The sequence below is a fragment of the Mesorhizobium sp. M00.F.Ca.ET.216.01.1.1 genome, from assembly GCF_004010325.2.
Classification (GTDB): domain Bacteria; phylum Pseudomonadota; class Alphaproteobacteria; order Rhizobiales; family Rhizobiaceae; genus Mesorhizobium.
In genome coordinates this window covers 224,474-244,662 of record NZ_SADR02000001.1, presented here as the reverse complement: position 1 = coordinate 244,662, position 20,189 = coordinate 224,474, and the positions used below count along the sequence as shown (strand labels likewise).

Here is a 20,189-nt window from a genome sequence, read left to right as displayed (position 1 = left end):
GCCGGAAATTGCAGCAGGCCGCCGCGTGACATCGCGGCGGCCTTCGTGTATCGGAACGCGGCATCGCGCCAGTGTTTCCTTCGGCGCCGGCGCGAGGCTGCCACCCCGAGCGCGTTACACGCACAATGACGAGGACCAGATGACGGTGAAGCCCCTCTACCGACGTGTCTTGCTGAAAGCGTCGGGCGAAGCGCTGATGGGCGAACAGCATTTCGGCATCGATGTGTCTGTCGTCGACCGCATCGCCGCCGACATCGCCGAGGCCCGTGCGTTGGGCATCGAGGTCGGCGTCGTCATCGGCGGCGGTAACATCTTTCGCGGTGTGGCTGTTGCATCCAAGGGCGGCGACCGCGTCACCGGCGACCACATGGGCATGCTTGCCACGGTCATCAATTCACTGGCGCTGCGCACTTCGCTGAACAAGATCGGCGTCGACGCGGTGGTCCTGTCGGCCATCGCCATGCCCGAGCTTTGCGAGAGCTTTTCCCAGCGCCAGGCGACCGCCTATATGAACCAGGGCAAGGTCGTCATCTTCGCCGGCGGCACCGGCAACCCGTTCTTCACCACCGATTCGGCGGCAGCGCTCCGCGCCGCGGAAATCGGCGCCGACGCTCTGTTCAAGGGCACCCAAGTCGACGGTGTCTATTCGGCCGATCCCAAGAAGGACCCGACTGCGACCCGTTTCGAGCGCATCACCCATGCCGAAGTCATAAAACGCGGCCTTTCGATCATGGATACGGCCGCGATTGCACTTGCGCGCGAAAATAACATTCCGATAATCGTCTATTCGATCCACGAGAAGGGTGGTTTCGGCGATATCCTGCGGGGCGGCGGCCGTTGTACGGTCGTCGCGGACGATTGATCCGGAACTCGCCCCCGAAGGGTGAGCCGGTTTCGGAGCAAGTCTCGAAGACAACAGTGAACCCGGCAAACGGGTCGAGGAGATGACGATGAGTGGTGAGCATGACGATCTCAAGCGGCGCATGGATGGGGCGATCGCTGCATTCCGGCACGACCTGGCGTCGCTGCGCACCGGCCGCGCCTCCAGCAACCTGCTCGATGCGATACAGGTCCAGGCCTATGGCACGACCATGCCGATCAACCAAGTGGCGAACGTGTCGGTCCCGGAGCCGCGCATGATTTCGGTTTCGGTTTGGGACAAGTCGATGGTCGGCGCAGTCGATCGCGCCATCCGCGAGTCCAACCTCGGCTTCAATCCGATTGTAGATGGCACCAACCTGAGGATTCCGCTGCCCGAGCTCAACGAACAGCGCCGCAAGGAGCTGGTCAAGATCTCGCACGGCTATGCCGAGAATGCCCGCGTCGCCGTGCGCCACGTCCGCCGTGACGGCATGGACTTTCTCAAGAAGGCGGAAAAGGACGGTGACATCAGCGAGGACGATCATCGCAAGCGCGCCGATCAAGTCCAGAAGCTTACCGACGAGATGATCAGTACCATCGACCACCTGCTTTCCGATAAGGAAGCTGAAATCATGCAGGTTTAGGGTCGGTCCTCACCGGCCGGCCCGAAAGCGAAAATATGGCAACGCCCGCGCATGTCGCGATTATCATGGATGGAAATGGACGCTGGGCCAAGGCGCGCGGTCTGCCGCGGCTTGCTGGCCATCGCGCCGGCGTCGAGGCGCTGCGCAAGACGGTGCGCGCCGCTCCCGCCCTCGGCATCTCGTTCCTGACCGTCTACGCCTTCTCCTCGGAAAACTGGTCGCGACCGAAATCCGAGGTCAGCGACCTTATGGGCCTGCTAAAACTGTTCATCCGCCGCGATCTTGCCGAGCTGCACCAGAATGGGGTGCGGGTCAGGACCATCGGCGACAGGGCAGGGCTGCAGCCCGATATCAGGGGCCTGCTGGAAGAGGCCGAATCGCTGACCGCCCTCAACACGGCGCTGACCCTGATCATCGCCTTCAACTATGGCGGACGCGACGAGATTGTGCGCACAGCGCGCAAGCTCGCTGCAGCGGTGGCGCGCGGCGAGATCGACAGCGAGGCGATCACGGCCGAATCTTTTGCCGGCTCTCTCGACTCCGAAGGCATTCCCGACCCGGAACTGGTCATCCGCACCAGCGGCGAGCTTCGGCTGTCGAACTTCCTTTTGTGGCAGGCAGCCTATAGCGAACTCGTCTTCCTGCCTTGCTACTGGCCCGATTTCAGCCGCGAGCACCTCGCCGACGCGCTGCGCGATTTCGCCGGCCGCGAACGTCGTTTTGGCGGACTTGCCGCCCAAGACGTCGCTTCGTGATCGGCGCCGGGATGAGCAATCTCCAGCTTCGCGTTGTCTCGGCTGTCGTGCTGGCCGCCGTCGCCCTCGTGCTGACCTGGCTTGGCGGGTTGTGGTTCCGCTTGCTTTGCGCCGGCATGTCGGCAGCGATCTTCTATGAATGGATGCGTATGTCCCGCCCGGCCGCCGGCGGGAGCCTCGGATTCCTGCCAGAAGCATTGTTTCTGGTCTTCTTCGGCGCCTTGATTGCCGGCCTGCCGGCGTCCTGGCTGCTGTTGCTTGCCATAACCGTGGTTGTGACCACCGCTGTCGCTTCTCGACTGCGCGGGGCATCGCAGTGGGATGCATCCGGCCTTGCCTATGCGGTTGTTTCCGGCCTCTCGCTGGCGCTGCTGCGCGATGGCGACCACTCCGGCTTGCTTGCGATCCTGTTCCTGTTCGCGGTGGTATGGGCAACCGACATCTTTGCCTATTTCGTCGGTCGCGCTGTCGGCGGCCCGCGGCTGGCGCCGGCGATATCACCCGGCAAGACGCGGAGCGGAGCGCTCGGCGGCGCCGTTGGCGGCGTGATCGCCGGGCTGCTTTTGGCGGCCGCGGCCAGCGCCGGCAATCTTGCCGTCCTTGGCCTGATCGCGCTTGTGCTGTCGATCGTCGCGCAGGCCGGCGACCTTTTCGAATCATGGGTCAAGCGCCGCCACGGCTGCAAGGATTCCAGCGCGCTGATCCCAGGCCACGGCGGCGTCATGGACAGGGTGGATGGGCTTGTCGCGGCGGCTTTCGCCCTATACGTCATTGGCTGGATCTCGGCGACCGCCGACCATCCGGCGCAGGGGCTGTTTCCGGCTTGAATGAACATTGTTGGAAGGCGAAGAACCGGGTTGGAAGGCGAAGAACCGGGTGTGCCACGGATTCGCCTGGATTGATGTCACAGTCGCGGCGTGACTGGGCCATATATGAAGGCCTGGGCCGTGGATGAAGACGTGGGCCGTGGATGAATTTGAGGGCTTGAATTGAACGACATTCTTCACGCGGCTTTCGGCACTGAGGGCTTTGTCCTCGGTACGCTGGTGCCTTTCCTGTTCGTGCTGACCGTGGTCGTCTTCGTCCACGAAATGGGCCACTACCTCGTTGGCCGCTGGTGCGGCATTGGCGTGAAGGCCTTTTCGATCGGCTTCGGCCCCGAGCTGTTCGGCTTCAATGACAGCCACGGCACGCGCTGGAAGCTCTGCGCCATTCCGCTCGGCGGCTATGTCAAGTTCGTCGGCGACATGAATGCCACGTCGAGCCAGCCCAGTGCCGAAGACATCGAAACGCTGACAGATGCCGAACGCAAGGTTGCGTTCCACACGCAACCGATCTGGAAACGCGCGGCGACCGTGGCTGCCGGGCCGCTGTTCAATTTCCTGCTGACGATCGCGGTCTTTGCCGTTTTGTTTTCCGTCTATGGCCGCCCTGTCCTGGAGCCGACGGTGGCCGCAGTCACTGCCGACAGCCCGGCGGCGGCGGCCGGCATCCTGCCAGGCGACCGGTTCGTCGCCGTGGACGGCAGCAAGGTCGAGACGTTCGGCGATGTGCAGCGCCTGGTTTCAGGTCGGGCCGGTGACACCATCACCTTCACCATGCTGCGTGGCGGCAAGGAGATCACCGTAACCGCAACGCCGCGGCTGATGGAACAGCAGGACGCGCTGGGCAACAAGGTCAAGGTGGCCGTGATCGGCGTCGTCAACAACAAGGAACTCGGCCAACCCAGGCAGATCACCTACAGTCCGGTCGGGGCGGTAGGGGCCGCCGTCGAGGAAACCGGCCACATCATTCAGCGCACCGGCCAGTTCCTGAAGCGGTTCGTCGTCGGCCGCGAAGACAAGTGCCAGCTTGGTGGTCCCGTGAAGATCGCCGACATGGCCGGCAAGGCGGCGAAACTGGGCTTCGAGTGGCTGGTGCAACTTGTTGCCTTGCTGTCGGTCGGTATAGGGATTCTCAACCTTCTGCCGATTCCCCCACTCGACGGCGGTCACCTGTTGTTCTACGGCATCGAGGCGGTCATCCGGCGTCCGGTGTCTGAACGGATGATGGAGATGGGCTACCGGGCCGGCTTGATTCTGGTGCTGGGATTTATGGGCTTCGTTTTCTGGAACGATCTGTTTGGGTGCTGAAATCATGAAGGAATTTGGCTTCGGCACGACCAATGTTGAGACGCCGTTTACCATGCGTGGGGATATGCGTGACGCGAAAGCCACGCACCAGGGTTAAGTAAATACAAATTAACCAGAAGCCTTGCGTGTAGGGAAAATCCGGTTAATACGGTACGAGAAATTACCGCACGTCCGGTTTTCTCGCCGTGGGGACTTCGAGAAAAGGTACAAAAGCCCGATGAAGGCAACATCCAAGTTTCTGAGCGCCGCGTCTGCGGTGGCTATGTCTGCCGCTCTGGTTGTACCAGGCGCGCTCGCAGTGCAGTTCGTTGCCACATCAGCAGCCGAGGCCGCTGTCGTTTCAAGGGTCGAGGTGAGCGGCAATCAGCGTGTCGATGCCGACACCATCCGCAACTATATCACGATCAAGCCCGGCAAGGCCTTTTCCAGTTCCGATATCGACGATGCGGTCAAGGCGCTGTTCGGCACCGGGCTGTTTTCGGACGTTCAGATCAACCAGGTCGGCTCGACGCTGGTCGTCAAGGTTTCCGAATATCAGGTCGTGAACCAGGTCCTGTTCCAGGGCAACAAGAAGCTCAAGGACAATGCGCTGGCGGCGGCGGTCCAATTGAAGCCGCGCGGCACCTTCTCGCAGCAGGCGCTCGATGCCGACGTCGAGGCGGTCAAGGCCGCCTACAGGCGTATCGGCCGCGACGACGCCGCCGTGACCACCCAGATCATGGACCTCGGCGACAACCGCGTGAACGTGGTCTTCAACATCAACGAAGGCGGCCGCACCCAGATCGCGGCGATCAATTTCGTCGGCAACAGCGCCTATTCGAGCCGTCGCCTGGCCGATGTCATCTCCACCAAGCGCTCGTCCATCCTGTCGTTCGTGCTGCGTGACGACGTCTATGACGAGGACAAGCTGCGCGCCGACCAGGAACTGCTGCGCCGCTTCTATTACAATCACGGTTATGCCGACTTCCAGGTCGTCTCCGCGGTCGGCGAGCTCGACGATGCCACGAACAAATACACCGTCACCATCACCGTGCAGGAAGGCGAGCGCTACACCTTCGGCGACGTCAGCGTCGAGAGCACCATCCCAGAGGTCGACAGCAAATCGCTGGAGTCGGCGGTCGAGACCCACAAGGGCGACGTCTACAACGCCAAGGATGTCGAGGACACCATCATCGCGCTGACCGAGAAGGTCGCCGGTTCCGGCTATGCCTTTGCCCAGGTGACGCCGCGGGGCGACCGCAATTTCGAGAACCACACCATTTCGGTTGTCTATACGATCGACCAGGGCACCAAGGCCTATGTCGAGCGCATCGAGATTCGCGGCAACGACCGGACGCGCGACTATGTCATTCGCCGCGAATTCGATGTCAGCGAAGGCGACGCTTTCAACCAAGTTCTCATCCAGCGCGCGAAGAAGCGGCTGGAAGCGCTCGACTATTTTGAAAAAGTCGACATCTCCACGGTACCCGGCTCCCAGCCCGACCAGGTCGTGCTGGTGGTTGACGTGGTCGAAAAATCGACCGGCGAGTTCTCGGTCGGCGCCGGCTATTCAACCGGCGGCGACACACCCGGGCCGTCCGTCGAAGGATCGATCACCGAGCGCAACTTCCTCGGCCGTGGCCAGTTCATCAAGATCGCGGCGGGCGGCGGCAAGGATTCGCGCGACTACAGCTTCTCCTTCACCGAGCCGTATTTCCTCGGGCGCCGCATCGCTGCCGGCTTCGATGTCTACCAGCAGACTAGGAACTACGACGACTACGATAGCGAGACGGTAGGAGCGACAGTTCGCTTCGGCTTGCCGATCACCGATAACATCTCCACGCAGCTGGCATACAATATCGCTCAGGAGAAATATAAACTCGATGACGATTGCGATCCCGCCGCGGGCTGCGACATCTCCACAGCGATCCTTCAGGGTATTGACGAGAGCCCGTGGCTCAAGTCGTCGGTCAGCCTCGGTCTGGTCTACAACACCATCGACGACATGAAGAACCCGCATGAAGGCATCTACGCCAACGTCAGCACAGAAGTGGCCGGCCTTGGCGGTGACGCCAAATTCGTCAAGGTTACGGGCCGCGGCAGCGTCTACCAAACGCTGTCGGAGCAACTGGATCTGGTCGGCCTGATCTCCGGCGGCGCCGGCCACGTCGAGAGCTACGGCTCTGACGGTCTGCGTATTTTTGACCATTTCCGGAGCAGCGACCGCATGATCCGCGGCTTTGCCTATGGCGGCATTGGCCCGGTTGCCTCCGACAACAACAGTGACCATCTCGGCGGCACTACGTACTTCAACGCCTCGGCGGAAGCCCAGTTCCCGCTGCCGGTCATTCCGGAGAGCTTCGGTTTGCGCGGGGCGGTCTTCGCCGATGCTGCGACGCTCTATGGCAGCAAGATTGCCGATCAATCTCTGGTGGAGCAATCGAGCGCCGACATGGAGTGGCGCGCTTCGGTCGGTGTCGGCCTGATGTGGGCATCCCCCTTTGGTCCAATCCGCATCGACTATGCGGTTCCGGTCAAAAAGGAAAAGACTGACGACGTGCAGGAATTCAACTTCGGCATCTCGACCCGCTTCTGATCCGCGGGTAATGATGCTTCCGGGCCATGGGGCCCGGAAGAGAGTGATCCGACCTAGCTGGATATTGCTTCTGGAATGACCGATCCGGTGTTCTTCGCGCCATCACGCCGGTATACGGCCGGCGAAGTCGCGAATCTGACCGGCGCGGTGCTGGTCGATTCCGGCCATGCCCACATATCGATCGAGGCGCTGGCGCCCGCCAACGAAGGTGGCGACAATGCGCTCGTCTTCGTCGACGGCAAGCGCAACTTCGCGCTGATGCAGTCGCTGAACGCCGCCGCGGTTCTCTGTCCCGCCGAATTCGCCGGCAAGGCGCCGGAAGGCGTCGCTGTTCTGGTGCATCCGCGCCCGCAGCAGGCTTTCGCAATGGTCGGAAGGCTGCTTTTCCCTGCGGCCGCGACGCCGGGGCCGATGACCAGCGAAACCGGTGTCTCGCCGCATGCCCATATCGATCCGACGGCGCATGTCGAGGCCGGTGCGATCGTCGAGGCCGGTGCCGTCATCGGTCCTCGCGCTTCTATCGGCAGCGGAACCGTCATTGCCCCCCATGCCGTCATCGGTCCCTCCTGCCAGATCGGCCGCGACGGCTACATCGGCCCGAGCTCTAGCATCCAGTATGCGCTGATCGGCAACCGCGTCATCATCCATGGCGGCGCCCGGATCGGACAGGATGGCTTTGGCTTTGTGGCCGGCGCCAAGGGTCCCGAGCGTGTCCCGCAGATCGGCCGTGTCATTATCCAGGACGACGTCGAGATCGGCTCGAATACGACGGTCGACCGTGGCGCCATGTCCGACACGATCATCGGCCAAGGCACCAAGATCGACAATCTGGTGCAGATCGCCCATAACGTCCGCATCGGCCGCAATTGCATCGTGGCCGGGCTTTCCGGTATTTCCGGTTCGGTCGTTGTCGGCGACAACGTAACCATGGGCGGCGGTGTCGGCCTTGCCGATCACTTGACCATAGGACCGGGTGCCAAGCTTGCTGCGAGAAGTGGATTCATGAGCAACGTCCCTGCGGGCGAGATCTGGGGAGGCTATCCGGCACAGCCGATGGCGGAAGCCATGCGCGAGATTGCCATGCTGCGCAAGCTGGCCAGGACGCGCAAGCAGGGCGACGGAAATGGCTGATTTGGCGACGACGACGCTCGAAGCGGTCGACATATTGGGGCTGATGAAGCTCCTGCCGCACCGCTATCCGTTCCTGATGATCGACCGTATCGTCGAGATCGACGGCGACGAGTCTGCTGTCGGCATCAAGAACGTGACCATAAACGAGCCGCATTTCCAGGGCCATTTCCCGGAGCAGCCGGTCATGCCGGGAGTATTGATCGTCGAGGCAATGGCGCAGACTGCCGGCGCCATCTGCATTCGCAGCCTTGCCGCCGAAAAGCCTTCGCTGGTCTATTTCTTGACCATCGACAACGCCAAGTTCCGCAAGCCGGTCGTTCCCGGCGACCAGTTGAAGATCCATGTCAAGAAAATCAAGAAACGCGGCAACCTGCTCAAATTCGCTTGTGAAGCTCTGGTCGACGGCTCCAAGGTCGCTGAAGCCGAGATTTCGGCGATGATGGTCACCAGCGACTGACGATCGAATGCTTATGAAAATCCAGACATCAATCCATCCTTCCTCGGTCGTCGAGGAAGGCGCTCAAATCGGCCAAGGCGTCCACATCGGGCCTTTCTGCCATATCAGCGCCGACGCCGTGGTCGACGACCGAGTCGAGCTGGTCAGCCACGTTTCGGTGATGGGCGCCACCACCATCGGCGCTTCGACCAAGGTCTATCCGATGGCGATACTGGGCGGGCCGCCGCAGAACACCAAGCACAAGGGTGGCCGCACCACGCTTGTCATCGGTGAGAACTGCACGATCCGCGAAGGCGTTACCATGCATGTCGGCACCGATTCCAGCCGCGGTGAAACCACGATAGGCGACAACGGCAATTTCCTCGCTTACGCCCACATCGCTCATGACTGCGTCGTCGGCAAGAACGCCACTTTCGCCAATGGGGCGACGCTGGGAGGCCATTGCGAAATAGGCAACAACGTCTATATCGGCGGCCTCACCGCTGTTCATCAATTTGTCCGCGTCGGCGACAATGCCTTTCTTGGCGGCTGCTCGGCAATCGTCGGCGATGTCATTCCATACGCCATCGCTGTCGGCAATCGCGCCAGCCTCCGCGGCTTGAACATCATCGGCCTGAAGCGCGCCGGCCTGCCGCGGTCCGAGATCCATCAGCTGCGCAAGGCCTACAGGACGATCTTCGATCGCTCTCGCACCGTCGGCGAGAACATCGAATTCGCCAAGGCGGAATTCGCCTCGTCGCCGACCGCCATGAAAATCATCGATTTCATCGCCAGTCGCGGCAAGCGGCACTACGCCGTCCCGTCGCTTAGGGGTGGCGACGGCGACGATGCCGATGACGAAGACTGAGATCGCCGGAACCAAGCTTGATCTCGCGCCAGGCGCCAGGGTTGGCATAATCGCCGGCGGCGGCAGCCTCCCGGTGGAAGTCGCGGCCGGCTTGGCAGGACGAGGGCATTCTCCCGTTGTCATCATGATCGAAGGCGAAGTCGACCGTAAGTCCGACCTCGCCGGCTACGAGCATGCGAACCTCGCTCTGGAAGACATCGGTTCGCTGGTTTCATTGTTGAGGCGCCGAAAGATCAGCCATCTGGTCCTTGCCGGCGAGGTCAGACGCAGGCCGAGATTGATCGACCTGCGTCTGAGCCTTGGCCTGCTGGCTGTGGTCCCTTCTATGATAATGGCGCTTGCCAGCGGCGATGACGGCCTGCTGAAGGTCTTGACGCGCGGGCTGGAGGCGCGCGGAGTGAGAGTCGTCGGCGCCCATGAGATCGTGCCGGAACTGGTCGCGGCCGAGGGCTCGCTGACCAAGGCCGCACCACGGAAATCGGACTGGCGTGACATCAGGGCCGCCCATGCAGCAGCAAAGGCCATCGGCGCGCTGGACATCGGCCAGGCAGCGGTTGCGATCGGTGGCCGGGCCATCGCGCTGGAAGGCATCGAGGGCACGCACGGATTGCTGGAGCGAACACGGCAGTTGCGTGGCCACGGCAGGCTGGCCGGTAGGACACGCGGTGTCCTGGTCAAATGCGCCAAGCCCGGTCAGGAATTACGCGCGGATCTGCCCTCCATCGGCCCGTTTACCGTCGAGGCGGCGCATGCCGCCGGACTTGCCGGCATCGCTGTCGAAGCCGGGCGCTCGCTGGTCCTCGAAGGCCCTGCCACCATAGCACGCGCCAATGCGCTCGGTCTGTTTGTGATCGGCCTGCCGGGCACGGGGCCGCAGCATGGCCACTGAAAAGCCGCTGAAGATCGCCATAGTCGCCGGCGAAGAGTCCGGCGACCTGCTTGGCGCCGACATCGTGCAGGCGCTCAAGCGCATGACCGGCCGCGAAGTCCGGCTTGTCGGCATTGGCGGTAGGCATCTGCAGGCGCTCGGACTGGTTCCGCTATTCGATGGAGGGGAGATCGCGCTGATGGGGCTCAGCGCCGTCCTGCGCGACCTGCCGCGCCTGATGCGGCGGATCAGCCAGACGGCAAGCGCGGTCGCCAGTGAAAAACCCGACTGCCTCATCACAATCGACAGTCCGGATTTTTCGCTGCGCGTGGCAAAGAAGGTCCGCGCCGCTGATCCGGCAATCCCGATCGTTCACTATGTCTGCCCGAGCGTCTGGGCGTGGCGGCCGGGCAGGGCGGCGGCGATGAAGCCCTATGTCGACCACATCCTTTGCATCTTGCCCTTCGAGGTGAAGGAACTCGCCCGCCTGGACGGCCCGCCCGGCACCTATGTCGGGCATCGCCTGACGCATGATCCGGGTGTGCTCGGTGCCGCCAAGGCACAGAGCCAGCCGCGCGACCTCTCCACCGATCGCGTGAAGACGCTGCTTGTGCTGCCCGGCTCGCGGCGCGGCGAGGTGCGGCGGCAGAGCGGCCCATTCGGCGAGACGGTGTCGATCCTGAGCGCCCGCGGACACCGCTTGCGCCTGCTGCTGCCGACGGTGCCGCATGTCGCCGACTTGGTCAGGGCTTCGGTTGCAAGCTGGGACGAGAAGCCGGAGATCATCCTCGATCCCGAACGCAAATGGCAGGCCTTCGGCAAGGCCGATGCGGCGCTGATCGCGTCGGGGACAGTGTCGCTGGAACTGGCGCTGTCGGGCGTGCCGATGATCTCCTGTTACCGGCTTGATCCGGTCATGCGGATGGCCCAGAGCCTGATCACGGTGTGGAGTGCGGCCTTGCCCAACCTGATCGCGGACCAGGCGGTCGTGCCGGAACACTACAACCAGTATGTGCGGCCGCGCTATCTGGCGCGGCAGCTCGAGGCACTGTTTTCCGACACCGCCTACCGCGCCTGGCAAAAGGACGGTTTTGCCGAGGTCGTGAAACGCATGGCCACCGACAAGTCGTCGGGCGACATCGCTGCGGAGGTTGTGATGGGATATATCAAGAAAGCGAGTAGTGAGTAGGGAATAGGGAATAGGGAATAGAAGGCAACTGCAGCTTTTCACTGCCCACTATTCGCTACTCGCTCATTTTCACCTTTTAGCAATCGGTACATAATCCCGCTCCGGTGCGCCGGTGTAGAGCTGGCGCGGGCGGCCGATCTTCTGGTGCGGATCCTCGATCATCTCCTTCCACTGTGCGATCCAGCCGACGGTGCGGGCGACCGCGAACAGCACGGTGAACATGGTGGTGGGGAAGCCCAGCGCCTTCAACGTGATGCCGGAGTAGAAGTCGACGTTTGGATAAAGCTTCTTCTCGATGAAATAGGAGTCGGTCAGCGCGATCTTTTCCAGCTCCATCGCGATATCGAGCAGCGGATCGTCCTTGATGCCGAGTTCGCCCAGCACCTCATGCGCGGTCTTCTGCATGATCTTGGCACGCGGATCGTAGTTCTTGTAGACGCGGTGGCCAAAGCCCATCAGCCGGAACGGATCGTTCTTGTCCTTGGCGCGGGCGATGTATTCCGGGATGTTGTCGACATGGCCGATCTCGCCCAGCATGTTCAGGGCCGCTTCGTTGGCGCCGCCATGGGCCGGGCCCCACAGGCAAGCGATGCCGGCGGCGATGCAGGCGAACGGGTTGGCGCCCGACGAGCCAGCAAGGCGGACGGTCGAGGTCGAGGCATTCTGCTCATGATCGGCGTGCAGAATGAAGATGCGCTCCATCGCGCGCGCCAACACCGGATTGATCTTGTATTCCTCGCAAGGCACCGCAAAGCACATATGCAGGAAGTTGGCCGCGAAATTCAGCTCGTTCTTCGGATAAATGAAGGGCTGGCCGATATGGTACTTGTAGGCCATCGCCGCGATCGTCGGCATCTTGGCGATCAGCCGCATCGACGCGACCATGCGTTGGTACGGATCCGAAATATCGGTGGAGTCGTGATAGAAGGCCGACAGCGCACCGACCACGCCGCACATCACCGCCATCGGGTGCGCGTCGCGGCGGAAGCCAGTGAAAAAGCGTGACATCTGCTCATGCACCATCGTGTGGCGCGTCACCCGATAGTCGAAATCGTCCTTCTGCGCCTTGGTCGGCAGTTCGCCATAAAGCAGCAGATAGCAGACTTCGAGGAAGTCGCCGTGTTCGGCTAGCTGGTCGATCGGGTAGCCGCGGTGCAAGAGGATACCGGCGTCGCCGTCGATGAAGGTGATTGCCGACTCGCAGCTTGCCGTCGAGGTGAACCCGGGATCGTAGGTGAAGGCCCCAGTGGTGTTGTAGAGCGAGCCGATGTCTATGACATCCGGCCCCACCGAGCCGCTTCGGACCTTGAACTCATAGTTCTTGCCGTCGAGTTCCAGCTTTGCAGTCGACGCGTGGGTTTTGCCGCCAAATTCCAGTTTCGTCGCAGATTCGGTCATTGCAAACTCCTTTTTGTTTCCTCATGCCGGCAAGGCAAATATCTGCAACGCAACACGTCGAGGGCACCGGAATGCGCGGATGCGCCCACAAATTGGATTTCTGTGTCAGATTGGGCCAGAACCCTAATGTTGCACTGCGAAACACACCTTTCAATGCCAATCTTCTTAGGCCAGAGCCCTAATCGATTTGATCCGCGATGCGCGCCAGGCTTTCCTCGCGGCCAAGCACGGCAAGCACGTCGAACACGCCGGGCGATGTGCTCCTGCCGGTGAGCGCAGCCCGCAGCGGTTGGGCCACGGCGCCAAGCTTGTGGCCGCCGGCCAGTGCGTAGTCGCGGATCGCGGCCTCCGCCGCAGCGGCCGTCCAGTCGCCTGAAACCGCCTTCAACGCTTCGTGAGCGCCGCGTAGGATCGCCCGTGCGTCGCCACCAAGCAGTGCCGCCGCCTTTTCGTCGATCGGTAATGGCCCCTCGACGAACAGGTAGGCGGCGCCATCGACAAGTTCCACCAGCGTCTTTGCACGCTCCTTCAGGCCGGGCAGGGCGGCAAGCAACTTTGCCTTGCGTTTGTCGTCGAGCCGCGCGGCAATCGCCGGACCGCCTTCGAGATAGGGCAACGTAGCGATGAATATATCGAGCAATTGAGCATCGTTCATTCGGCGCATATGCACGCCGTTCAGCGCCTCGAGCTTGGCGAAGTCGAAGCGGGCGGCACCCTTGTTGACATCGTCGATATCGAACCAGGCAATCATGTCCTTGATCGACATCACTTCGTCATCGCCATGGCTCCAGCCGAGCCGCGCCAGATAGTTGAGCAGGGCCTCGGGCAGATAGCCCATGGCGCGATAGGCCTCGACGCCGAGCGCACCGTGCCGTTTCGACAGCTTGGCGCCGTCGGCGCCATGGATCAGCGGGATATGCGACATCGACGGCACCTCCCAACCCATGGCGCGGTAGATCACCGTCTGGCGTGCAGCATTGGTCAGATGATCGTCACCGCGGATGATGTGGGTGACGCCCATGTCGTGGTCGTCGATGACGACAGCATGCATGTAGGTCGGGTTGCCGTCCGAGCGCAGGATGATGAAGTCGTCGAGATCCTTGTTGGGGAAGCGCACCTCGCCCTGCACGCGGTCGTGCACGACAGTCTCGCCCTCGGTCGGCGCCTTGATGCGGATCGCGCCCTTGGCGCCTGCCGGCGCCTCCGATGGGTCGCGGTCGCGCCAGCGGCCGTCATAGCGGGGCGGCTGCCCTTTGGCGCGCGCGCTCTCGCGCATCGCCTCGAGCTCTGCCGGCGTAGCGTAGCAGTAATAGGCCTTGCCCATGCGCACCAGCTCCTCGGCCACCTCGCGATGGCGCGGTGCGCGCTCGAACTGTGAAACCGGCTCGCCGTCCCAGGTCAGGCCGAGCCAGGAAAGCCCGTCGAGAATGGCCGCGGTTGCGGCGTCGGTGGAGCGCTCGCGATCGGTGTCCTCGATGCGAAGCAGCATCGTACCGCCGGTGTGTTTCGCATACAGCCAATTGAACAGCGCGGTGCGCGCGCCGCCAATGTGCAGGAAGCCGGTGGGCGAGGGGGCAAAACGGGTGACGACCTTGTCGGACATGGAGCTCTCAGGCAGACGTGTGAAGCGGGTGTGGTGTCGCGGACTTTCGCGCGTTGCGCGTTCATGTAGCATAGGAGGTCGAGGGCGCAAGGGGCAGACCCAATGGCTAGACGAGGCCGGGGCGCGGATGAGGGCGAGGGCGCGACAGGAAGCGTCAGCGAGCGGTTGCTGTTTGCCGAAATTCCATACGCCGAACCAATGCCAGTTTCGCTGCCTGCGGCTCGCCCCGGCCTCCAGCCTTTGCCACCTGATGGTGTCGCGCCGATACCCATCCCAGCAACCAAACCTGTCATCCGCTCCCGCAGTCGGATTCGCCGCCCTTCGCTGCCCGGCATCCGCCGGAGCATCGCCACGGCTGCCGGCTTGGAACTCGACCGCGGCATCGCCTTTCTGCTGGTGCCGGTCTTCCTGGCGCTTGGGGTGATCTTCTACTTTTCGCTGGCGAGCGAGCCGGATTTTGCGAAACCCATCGCGGTCGTGCTCCTGATGGCACTTTGCGCGGTCGTCTCGCGGTCATGGCGCAATCCGCATCTGTGCTTCACGGCAGCGCTGCTGTGCGCGCTTGGCGTGCTTGCCGCCAAGGTCGAGACCTGGCGCGCGGGGACGCAGATGCTCGGTTCGGAAATCCAGACGCGCTTGACCGGCCGTGTCGCCAGTCTCGACCTGATGGCGAACAATCGCATCAGGCTGACCATCGACGTGAATTCGACCGCGCACCCAACGCTGCGCTATGCGCCTGAGCGTATCAGGGTTTCGGCGCGCAAGATTCCATGACCGCCGGTTCGATAGCGACCGGCTATGTCAGGCTTTTGCCGCCGACCGGCCCGGTGCGGCCGGACAGCTACGACTTCTCCTTCGACAGCTATTTCGCCGGCATCGGCGCCAGCGGCTTTTTTCTCGGCAATCCGAAAATTGTCGCTTCCGGAGGCGCGCCGCCAGCAGCACCGCTTTCCTCCGCGATCGAAAAGGCACGCGAAGCGATCGCCGACCATATCAGCGGCAGCATCGGCGGCGCCGAAGGCGAAATCGCCGCGCTGATCGTCGGCGTGCGCGCCGGTATCCCCGAAGAGATCAACGAGGCGATGAGGCGCACCGGCATCTATCACATCATCTCCATCTCCGGCCTGCATATGGCGCTGGTCGCAGGCACCATCATGGGATTGCTGCGCGGCGCCTATGCCGGCTGGTCCGACTACCGCGCCGGCAAGGCCACCGCGCCGCCGCCACGGCGATCGCCGCTTGCCTTCATCACGCGAAAGTTCCTGCTGGCAACGGGTGGTCTTGCCATGACTTCGATCATTGCCGGCAGCGCCACGGCGCTGTTCGCCATCTGGCATTTCCAGCGTGTGTCGCCGCTCAGCCTGTTTGCCAACCTGGCCGTCATGCCGATCGTTTCGCTGGTTGTCATTCCGGCCGCCGTCCTCAGCGCGCTGGCGATGCCGTTCGGCGCCGACGGACCTTTCCTCTATGTGGTGGGCAAGGGGCTGACCGCGATGATCGCTCTGTCGGGATGGATATCGGAGCGATCACCGATCGACGCGGTCGGGTTGATTTCGCTGCAGTCGGTCCTGCTGGTGACGATCGCGCTGGTCATCGCCACCATGGCGACGACATGGCTGCGGCTCGCGGCGCTGCCCTTCGTGCTCGCCGGCCTGCCGACGATTACCGAGACGCGCGCGCCCGACGTGCTGATCTCGGAGGACGCACATCTGGTTGCTTTGCCGATCGGCGGCGGCGAACTCGCCCTCAACCGGGTGCGTTCGAACGAATTCGCCACCGACAATTGGAAACGCGCGCTAAAGTCCGAGACCATTGTCGAACCCGAGACAATCGACAAAGGCGACGTGCGGTTCGATATCGCAGACCCCGCGGACCTGCCCACCGACGCGCCGTTCTATTGCACCGCCGGTCTGTGCCTTGCCCGCATCCGTCCGGTGCGATCGTTGCGCTCGCCCAAGACCGCAAGGCAGCGCGGCCAGCCCGCGCCTTCGCGGACCTGATCGTCATCGACGATGCGACCGCCTACAACCCTTGCCGCAACCCGTTGGTGCTGGTCGTCACCAAGCGGCAACTGGCCCGCGCCGGCAGTGCAGCCGTCTTCTTCGACCCGCAATCGGCGACGACACCGGCAACAATCCGCTTCGCCGTAGAGCAACCGTACCGGCACTGGCATGAGCAGCGGAGATTTTCGCGCGAAGCCAGGGGCATGCCGCCATACAGCAGGCGCGACAGGAAGAGCAGCAAGCCCGCTCAGTAGCGCCGGATCAGGCCGACGAGCTTGCCTTGCACCTTGACCCGGTCCGGTCCGAAAATGCGCGTTTCATAGGCTGGATTGGCGGCCTCCAGGGCGATCGAGGCGCCCTTGCGGCGGAACCGCTTCAGCGTCGCTTCTTCCTCGTCGACCAGTGCCACGATGATCTCGCCCGGGCTGGCGGTGTCGGCATTGCGGATGATGACGGTGTCACCATCGAAGATGCCGGCTTCGATCATTGAATCGCCCTTGACCTCCAGCGCATAGTGTTCGCCGCCTGTGATCATGTCCGGTGGCACCGAGATCGAATGCGTCTGGTGCTGGATGGCGTCGATCGGGACACCGGCGGCAATGCGGCCCATGACAGGGATCGATACCGAGGGCACCGCATCATCGTCATTGCCGGCAGACATGCGTGACGACGCCGGCTTGATTTGACGCCCGAGGCTGCCTTGTCCGAGACTCCCCTGCCCAAGACTGCCCTGAATGACGCTCGGCGAGAACTTGCGCGCCGCGTTGAGGCCGGGTGCGATCGAGTCCGGCAGCCGAAGCACCTCCAGCGCTCGCGCCCGGTTGGGTAGCCGGCGAATGAAGCCGCGTTCCTCCAGCGCCGTGATCAGCCGGTGGATTCCCGACTTGGAGGCGAGGTCGAGCGCTTCCTTCATCTCGTCGAACGAAGGCGGAATGCCGCTCTCCTTCAACCGCTCGTGGATGAACATCAGCAGTTCGTGTTGTTTGCGCGTCAGCATCGCAACCCCCGACAGAATCAGAAAAACAAACCCAGAACAAACACTATCTGTTCCAGTTGTGTTCCGCAACCGTTTAAAGTTTAATGAATGCGTTGACGTTTTGTTCAGCGTAACATCTGCACGCTGCAGGCAGCGCCTGCGGCGGCGGCAGGGGCGAACGGTTCGCGCACGATCAACCCGTTGGCGTCGGCCAGCATTTTCAGCATCGAGGAATCCTGGATGCCGAACGGCGTTGCCACCAGCACGCCGGCGTCCTCCTTGACCACGGCGCGCACGTAGTCCTGCCTGATATCGTTCGCCGGCATCGCAGCGCCGAGCCGTGCCTGGCGCAGGTCTGGCCGGTAGAAGCGGCCGCCGAGACGCGCCAGAAGCGGTTTCAGGAACAGCTGCGAGCACACAAGGCTTGCCACCGGGTTGCCGGGCAGGCCGATACAGCGGATGTCGCCCAGCCGTCCGAACATTAGCGGCTTGCCAGGCCGCATGGCGATCTTCCAGAAATCGAGCGTCATGCCTTCGCCGGTCAGCACGTCATGGACGAGGTCGTGGTCGCCGACCGAGGCGCCGCCGAGCGTGACGATGACGTCCGCGCCGGCCCCAACCGCCCTTTTCACGAGCACGGCAATCGCCTCCTTGCGGTCAGGAGCGATGCCGAGGTCAAGAGCGCGCGCGCCGACCGACTGCGCGACGGCGGCGACACCATAGGCGTTGGACGAGATGATCTGGTCGGGGCCGAGATTGCTTCCCGGCGGCAGCAATTCATCGCCAGTGGCGATGATGGCGACAAGCGGCCTTTTGACCACGCTGACCCGTGGATGGTTGGCCGAAGCCGCCAGCGACAGCGCCGCCGGATCGAGCAGGCGGCCCTTCTCCAGCAAGACGTCGCCCGTCGAAAAATCGAGCCCAAGGCGGCGGATGTGGCGCCCTTCAACCGTTGGCGCGATCACCTCGACGCCTCCGCCACCGAGATCGCGCACGTTCTCCTGGATGACGATGGTATCGGCGCCTTCTGGCAGCGGCGCGCCGGTGAAGATGCGCACGGCCTGCCCCTGTTCGACAGTCCCGGCAAAACCCTGCCCAGCCGGCGCCATGCCGATCACCGAAAGCCGCGCCGGCACTGACGCCACATCCGCGGCCCGCGTGGCATAGCCGTCCATGGCGGAAGCGTTGAACGGCGGCTGGGTGCGGAGTGCGACGACAGGTTCGGCCAGGACGCGGTCGGCGGCGTCCATCAACGCGACACTTTCGCTGCCTGTCGGCTGTGCGCCTTCCAGCAGGCGCTCGAGCGCCTCAGCGACCGGAACCAACGCCATTATTGGCCTGCCCCATGTCCTGGGGATTTGTAGTCGCCGGATTTGCCGCCAGTCTTTTCCACCAGCCTGATGCCCGAGATTACCATGGCGCGATCGACCGCCTTGGCCATGTCGTAGATGGTCAGGCAAGCGACCGAGGCGGCGGTCAACGCCTCCATCTCGACGCCGGTCTTGCCGGTGACGCGGGCCAGCGTGGTAACCTTCAGGCCGGGCAGCGTCGCGTCCGGTTCGATGTCGACGGAGACCTTGGTCAGGAGCAGCGGGTGGCAGAGCGGGATCAGCTCATGCGTCCTCTTGGCCGCCATGATGCCGGCGATGCGCGCCGTTCCGAGCACGTCGCCTTTCTTGGCATCGCCGTCGAGGATCATTTTCAGCGTTTCGGGCCGCATCGAGACAAGACCTTCGGCGATCGCCGTGCGGGTCGTCTCCGCCTTGTCGCCGACATCGACCATATTGGCTTCGCCTTTGGCGCCAAGATGGGTGAGGGCAGCCGTCATCGTCAGGTTACCTTAGAGCGACGTGCGTCCATTTGGACGCACATAGTACGCTCTAACACTTTGAATCTATGCATCGTGCTCTCCGAAAATCGATTCCGATTTTCGGGCCGATGCATGAACGGGCGCCTTGCCCGTCAAAAGCAGGCGCGTTGCCGCGGCCACATCCTGTTGCCGCATCAGGCTCTCGCCGACGAGGAAGGTGCCGATGCCGCTTTTTTCCAGTCTGCGGCAGTCGTCATGCGAGAAAATACCACTTTCGCTGACCAGCAGCCGGTCGGCCGGCACCATCGCCGCCAGCCGCTCGGAAGTCTCGAGCTTCGTTTCGAATGTCCGCAGATTGCGGTTGTTGATGCCGATCAGCCGCGATGACAAGGTCAGAGCGCGCTCCATCTCGGCCTCGTCATGCACTTCGACCAGCGCATCCATGCCGAGATCGAAAGCTGTCGATTCGAGCTGCCTGGCCATCGCGTCGTCGACGCTCGCCATGATGATCAGGATGGCGTCCGCTCCCCAGGCGCGAGCTTCGTAGACCTGATACGGATCGAACAGGAAATCCTTGCGCAGGGCTGGCAGCGCCACGGCGCTGCGCGCGGTGGTGAGGAATTCGGGCGCACCCTGGAAGGACGGCGCGTCAGTCAGCACGGAAAGGCAGGTCGCGCCGCCGTTGGCATAGGCCTTGGCCAATGCCGGTGGGTCGAAATCGGCGCGGATCAAACCCTTGGACGGGCTCGCCTTCTTGATCTCGGCGATCAGCGCGAAACTGCCGGATTTGCGCTTGGCCTCGAGGGTAGCGAGAAAGCCGCGCGGCGCGTCGGCGTCCTTTGCCTTCGCCTTGATCTCGGCAAATGACACGCGCGCCTTCGCCGCCGCGATCTCGTCGCGCTTGTAAGCCTCGATCTTGCGCAGGATATCGGACATCGCA

General features: G+C 63.0%; 16 protein-coding genes and 2 pseudogenes. 12 read left to right on the top strand and 6 right to left on the bottom strand.

The window, feature by feature from the left end:
- Positions 1-139: 139 nt before the first annotated feature.
- The 11 genes and pseudogenes from pyrH (at position 140) to lpxB (ending at position 11,459) form a co-directional block, all read left to right on the top strand.
- Positions 140-862 (top strand): UMP kinase, encoded by a 723-nt coding sequence (pyrH, locus tag EN859_RS01245; RefSeq protein WP_127852026.1) that lies wholly within the window; start codon positions 140-142, stop codon positions 860-862.
- 88 nt (positions 863-950) lie between these two features.
- Complete coding sequence (gene frr / locus EN859_RS01240; protein WP_127852025.1) at positions 951-1,505, top strand: ribosome recycling factor; 555 nt, start codon at positions 951-953, stop codon at positions 1,503-1,505.
- 23 nt (positions 1,506-1,528) lie between these two features.
- Positions 1,529-2,260: pseudogene (locus EN859_RS01235) on the top strand (isoprenyl transferase); the annotation flags it as partial.
- A gap of 11 nt (positions 2,261-2,271) precedes the next feature.
- Positions 2,272-3,087: a phosphatidate cytidylyltransferase gene (locus tag EN859_RS01230; protein ID WP_127852023.1), complete on the top strand. Its 816-nt coding sequence runs from the start codon at positions 2,272-2,274 to the stop codon at positions 3,085-3,087.
- 162 nt (positions 3,088-3,249) lie between these two features.
- On the top strand, positions 3,250-4,392 hold the full coding sequence (gene rseP, locus EN859_RS01225; RefSeq protein WP_127852022.1) for an RIP metalloprotease RseP: 1,143 nt from the start codon (positions 3,250-3,252) through the stop codon (positions 4,390-4,392).
- 217 nt (positions 4,393-4,609) lie between these two features.
- Complete coding sequence (gene bamA, locus EN859_RS01220) at positions 4,610-6,967, top strand: outer membrane protein assembly factor BamA (protein ID WP_127852021.1); 2,358 nt, start codon at positions 4,610-4,612, stop codon at positions 6,965-6,967.
- Positions 6,968-7,042: 75 nt separating this feature from the next.
- Entirely contained in the window at positions 7,043-8,098 is a 1,056-nt protein-coding gene (lpxD, locus tag EN859_RS01215; protein ID WP_127852020.1) for a UDP-3-O-(3-hydroxymyristoyl)glucosamine N-acyltransferase, read from the top strand.
- Positions 8,091-8,555, top strand: coding sequence for a 3-hydroxyacyl-ACP dehydratase FabZ (gene fabZ, locus EN859_RS01210; protein WP_127852019.1), 465 nt, complete (start codon positions 8,091-8,093; stop codon positions 8,553-8,555). The genes lpxD and fabZ overlap by 8 nt, the downstream gene beginning before the upstream one ends.
- 13 nt (positions 8,556-8,568) lie before the next feature.
- Positions 8,569-9,402, top strand: a complete 834-nt coding sequence (lpxA, locus tag EN859_RS01205; protein ID WP_127852018.1) for an acyl-ACP--UDP-N-acetylglucosamine O-acyltransferase — start codon at positions 8,569-8,571, stop codon at positions 9,400-9,402.
- Positions 9,389-10,291: a UDP-2,3-diacylglucosamine diphosphatase LpxI gene (gene lpxI, locus EN859_RS01200; protein ID WP_127852017.1), complete on the top strand. Its 903-nt coding sequence runs from the start codon at positions 9,389-9,391 to the stop codon at positions 10,289-10,291. The genes lpxA and lpxI overlap by 14 nt, the downstream gene beginning before the upstream one ends.
- Positions 10,281-11,459, top strand: coding sequence for a lipid-A-disaccharide synthase (gene lpxB / locus EN859_RS01195; RefSeq protein WP_127852016.1), 1,179 nt, complete (start codon positions 10,281-10,283; stop codon positions 11,457-11,459). The genes lpxI and lpxB overlap by 11 nt, the downstream gene beginning before the upstream one ends.
- Before the next feature lie 69 nt (positions 11,460-11,528).
- Here the strand turns inward: lpxB and gltA are convergent, their stop codons facing one another.
- Together gltA and gltX are read right to left on the bottom strand one after the other, a co-directional pair.
- Positions 11,529-12,857 carry a citrate synthase gene (gltA, locus tag EN859_RS01190; RefSeq protein WP_127852015.1) on the bottom strand — a complete coding sequence of 443 codons (1,329 nt, stop codon included), beginning with the start codon at positions 12,855-12,857 and terminating at the stop codon, positions 11,529-11,531.
- Positions 12,858-13,035: 178 nt separating this feature from the next.
- Positions 13,036-14,460, bottom strand: coding sequence for a glutamate--tRNA ligase (gene gltX, locus EN859_RS01185; RefSeq protein ID WP_127852014.1), 1,425 nt, complete (start codon positions 14,458-14,460; stop codon positions 13,036-13,038).
- Between the two features lie 102 nt (positions 14,461-14,562).
- On the opposite strand from gltX, the pseudogene EN859_RS01180 reads away from it, so the two are divergent.
- Positions 14,563-16,717, top strand: a pseudogene (locus EN859_RS01180) (ComEC/Rec2 family competence protein).
- On the opposite strand, the gene lexA reads toward EN859_RS01180, so the two are convergent.
- The 4 genes from lexA to trpC form a co-directional block, all read right to left on the bottom strand.
- The gene (lexA, locus tag EN859_RS01175; RefSeq protein WP_127852013.1) at positions 16,711-17,460 is read right to left on the bottom strand and encodes a transcriptional repressor LexA; all 750 of its coding nucleotides are present in this window, start codon (positions 17,458-17,460) and stop codon (positions 16,711-16,713) included. The pseudogene EN859_RS01180 and the gene lexA overlap by 7 nt on opposite strands.
- 104 nt (positions 17,461-17,564) lie before the next feature.
- Positions 17,565-18,770 (bottom strand): gephyrin-like molybdotransferase Glp, encoded by a 1,206-nt coding sequence (gene glp / locus EN859_RS01170; RefSeq protein WP_127852012.1) that lies wholly within the window; start codon positions 18,768-18,770, stop codon positions 17,565-17,567.
- Positions 18,770-19,267: a cyclic pyranopterin monophosphate synthase MoaC gene (gene moaC, locus EN859_RS01165; RefSeq protein ID WP_127852011.1), complete on the bottom strand. Its 498-nt coding sequence runs from the start codon at positions 19,265-19,267 to the stop codon at positions 18,770-18,772. The genes glp and moaC overlap by 1 nt, the downstream gene beginning before the upstream one ends.
- 66 nt (positions 19,268-19,333) lie before the next feature.
- A complete protein-coding gene (gene trpC, locus EN859_RS01160) occupies positions 19,334-20,185 on the bottom strand; it encodes an indole-3-glycerol phosphate synthase TrpC (RefSeq protein WP_127852010.1) in 852 nt (283 codons plus the stop codon).
- Between the last annotated feature and the right edge of the window lie 4 nt (positions 20,186-20,189).

What these genes read in the sequence shown, in the direction of transcription:
- glp (WP_127852012.1), bottom strand. Translation starts at nt 18,770, where the DNA reads ATGGCGTTGGTTCCGGTCGCTGAGGCGCTCGAGCGCCTGCTGGAAGGC.
- gltX (WP_127852014.1), bottom strand. Translation starts at nt 14,460, where the DNA reads ATGTCCGACAAGGTCGTCACCCGTTTTGCCCCCTCGCCCACCGGCTTC.
- gltA (WP_127852015.1), bottom strand. Translation starts at nt 12,857, where the DNA reads ATGACCGAATCTGCGACGAAACTGGAATTTGGCGGCAAAACCCACGCG.
- lpxD (WP_127852020.1), top strand. Translation starts at nt 7,043, where the DNA reads ATGACCGATCCGGTGTTCTTCGCGCCATCACGCCGGTATACGGCCGGC.
- pyrH (WP_127852026.1), top strand. Translation starts at nt 140, where the DNA reads ATGACGGTGAAGCCCCTCTACCGACGTGTCTTGCTGAAAGCGTCGGGC.
- lpxI (WP_127852017.1), top strand. Translation starts at nt 9,389, where the DNA reads ATGACGAAGACTGAGATCGCCGGAACCAAGCTTGATCTCGCGCCAGGC.
- lpxB (WP_127852016.1), top strand. Translation starts at nt 10,281, where the DNA reads ATGGCCACTGAAAAGCCGCTGAAGATCGCCATAGTCGCCGGCGAAGAG.
- lpxA (WP_127852018.1), top strand. Translation starts at nt 8,569, where the DNA reads ATGAAAATCCAGACATCAATCCATCCTTCCTCGGTCGTCGAGGAAGGC.
- lexA (WP_127852013.1), bottom strand. Translation starts at nt 17,460, where the DNA reads ATGCTGACGCGCAAACAACACGAACTGCTGATGTTCATCCACGAGCGG.
- EN859_RS01230 (WP_127852023.1), top strand. Translation starts at nt 2,272, where the DNA reads ATGAGCAATCTCCAGCTTCGCGTTGTCTCGGCTGTCGTGCTGGCCGCC.
- moaC (WP_127852011.1), bottom strand. Translation starts at nt 19,267, where the DNA reads ATGACGGCTGCCCTCACCCATCTTGGCGCCAAAGGCGAAGCCAATATG.
- bamA (WP_127852021.1), top strand. Translation starts at nt 4,610, where the DNA reads ATGAAGGCAACATCCAAGTTTCTGAGCGCCGCGTCTGCGGTGGCTATG.
- trpC (WP_127852010.1), bottom strand. Translation starts at nt 20,185, where the DNA reads ATGTCCGATATCCTGCGCAAGATCGAGGCTTACAAGCGCGACGAGATC.
- frr (WP_127852025.1), top strand. Translation starts at nt 951, where the DNA reads ATGAGTGGTGAGCATGACGATCTCAAGCGGCGCATGGATGGGGCGATC.
- fabZ (WP_127852019.1), top strand. Translation starts at nt 8,091, where the DNA reads ATGGCTGATTTGGCGACGACGACGCTCGAAGCGGTCGACATATTGGGG.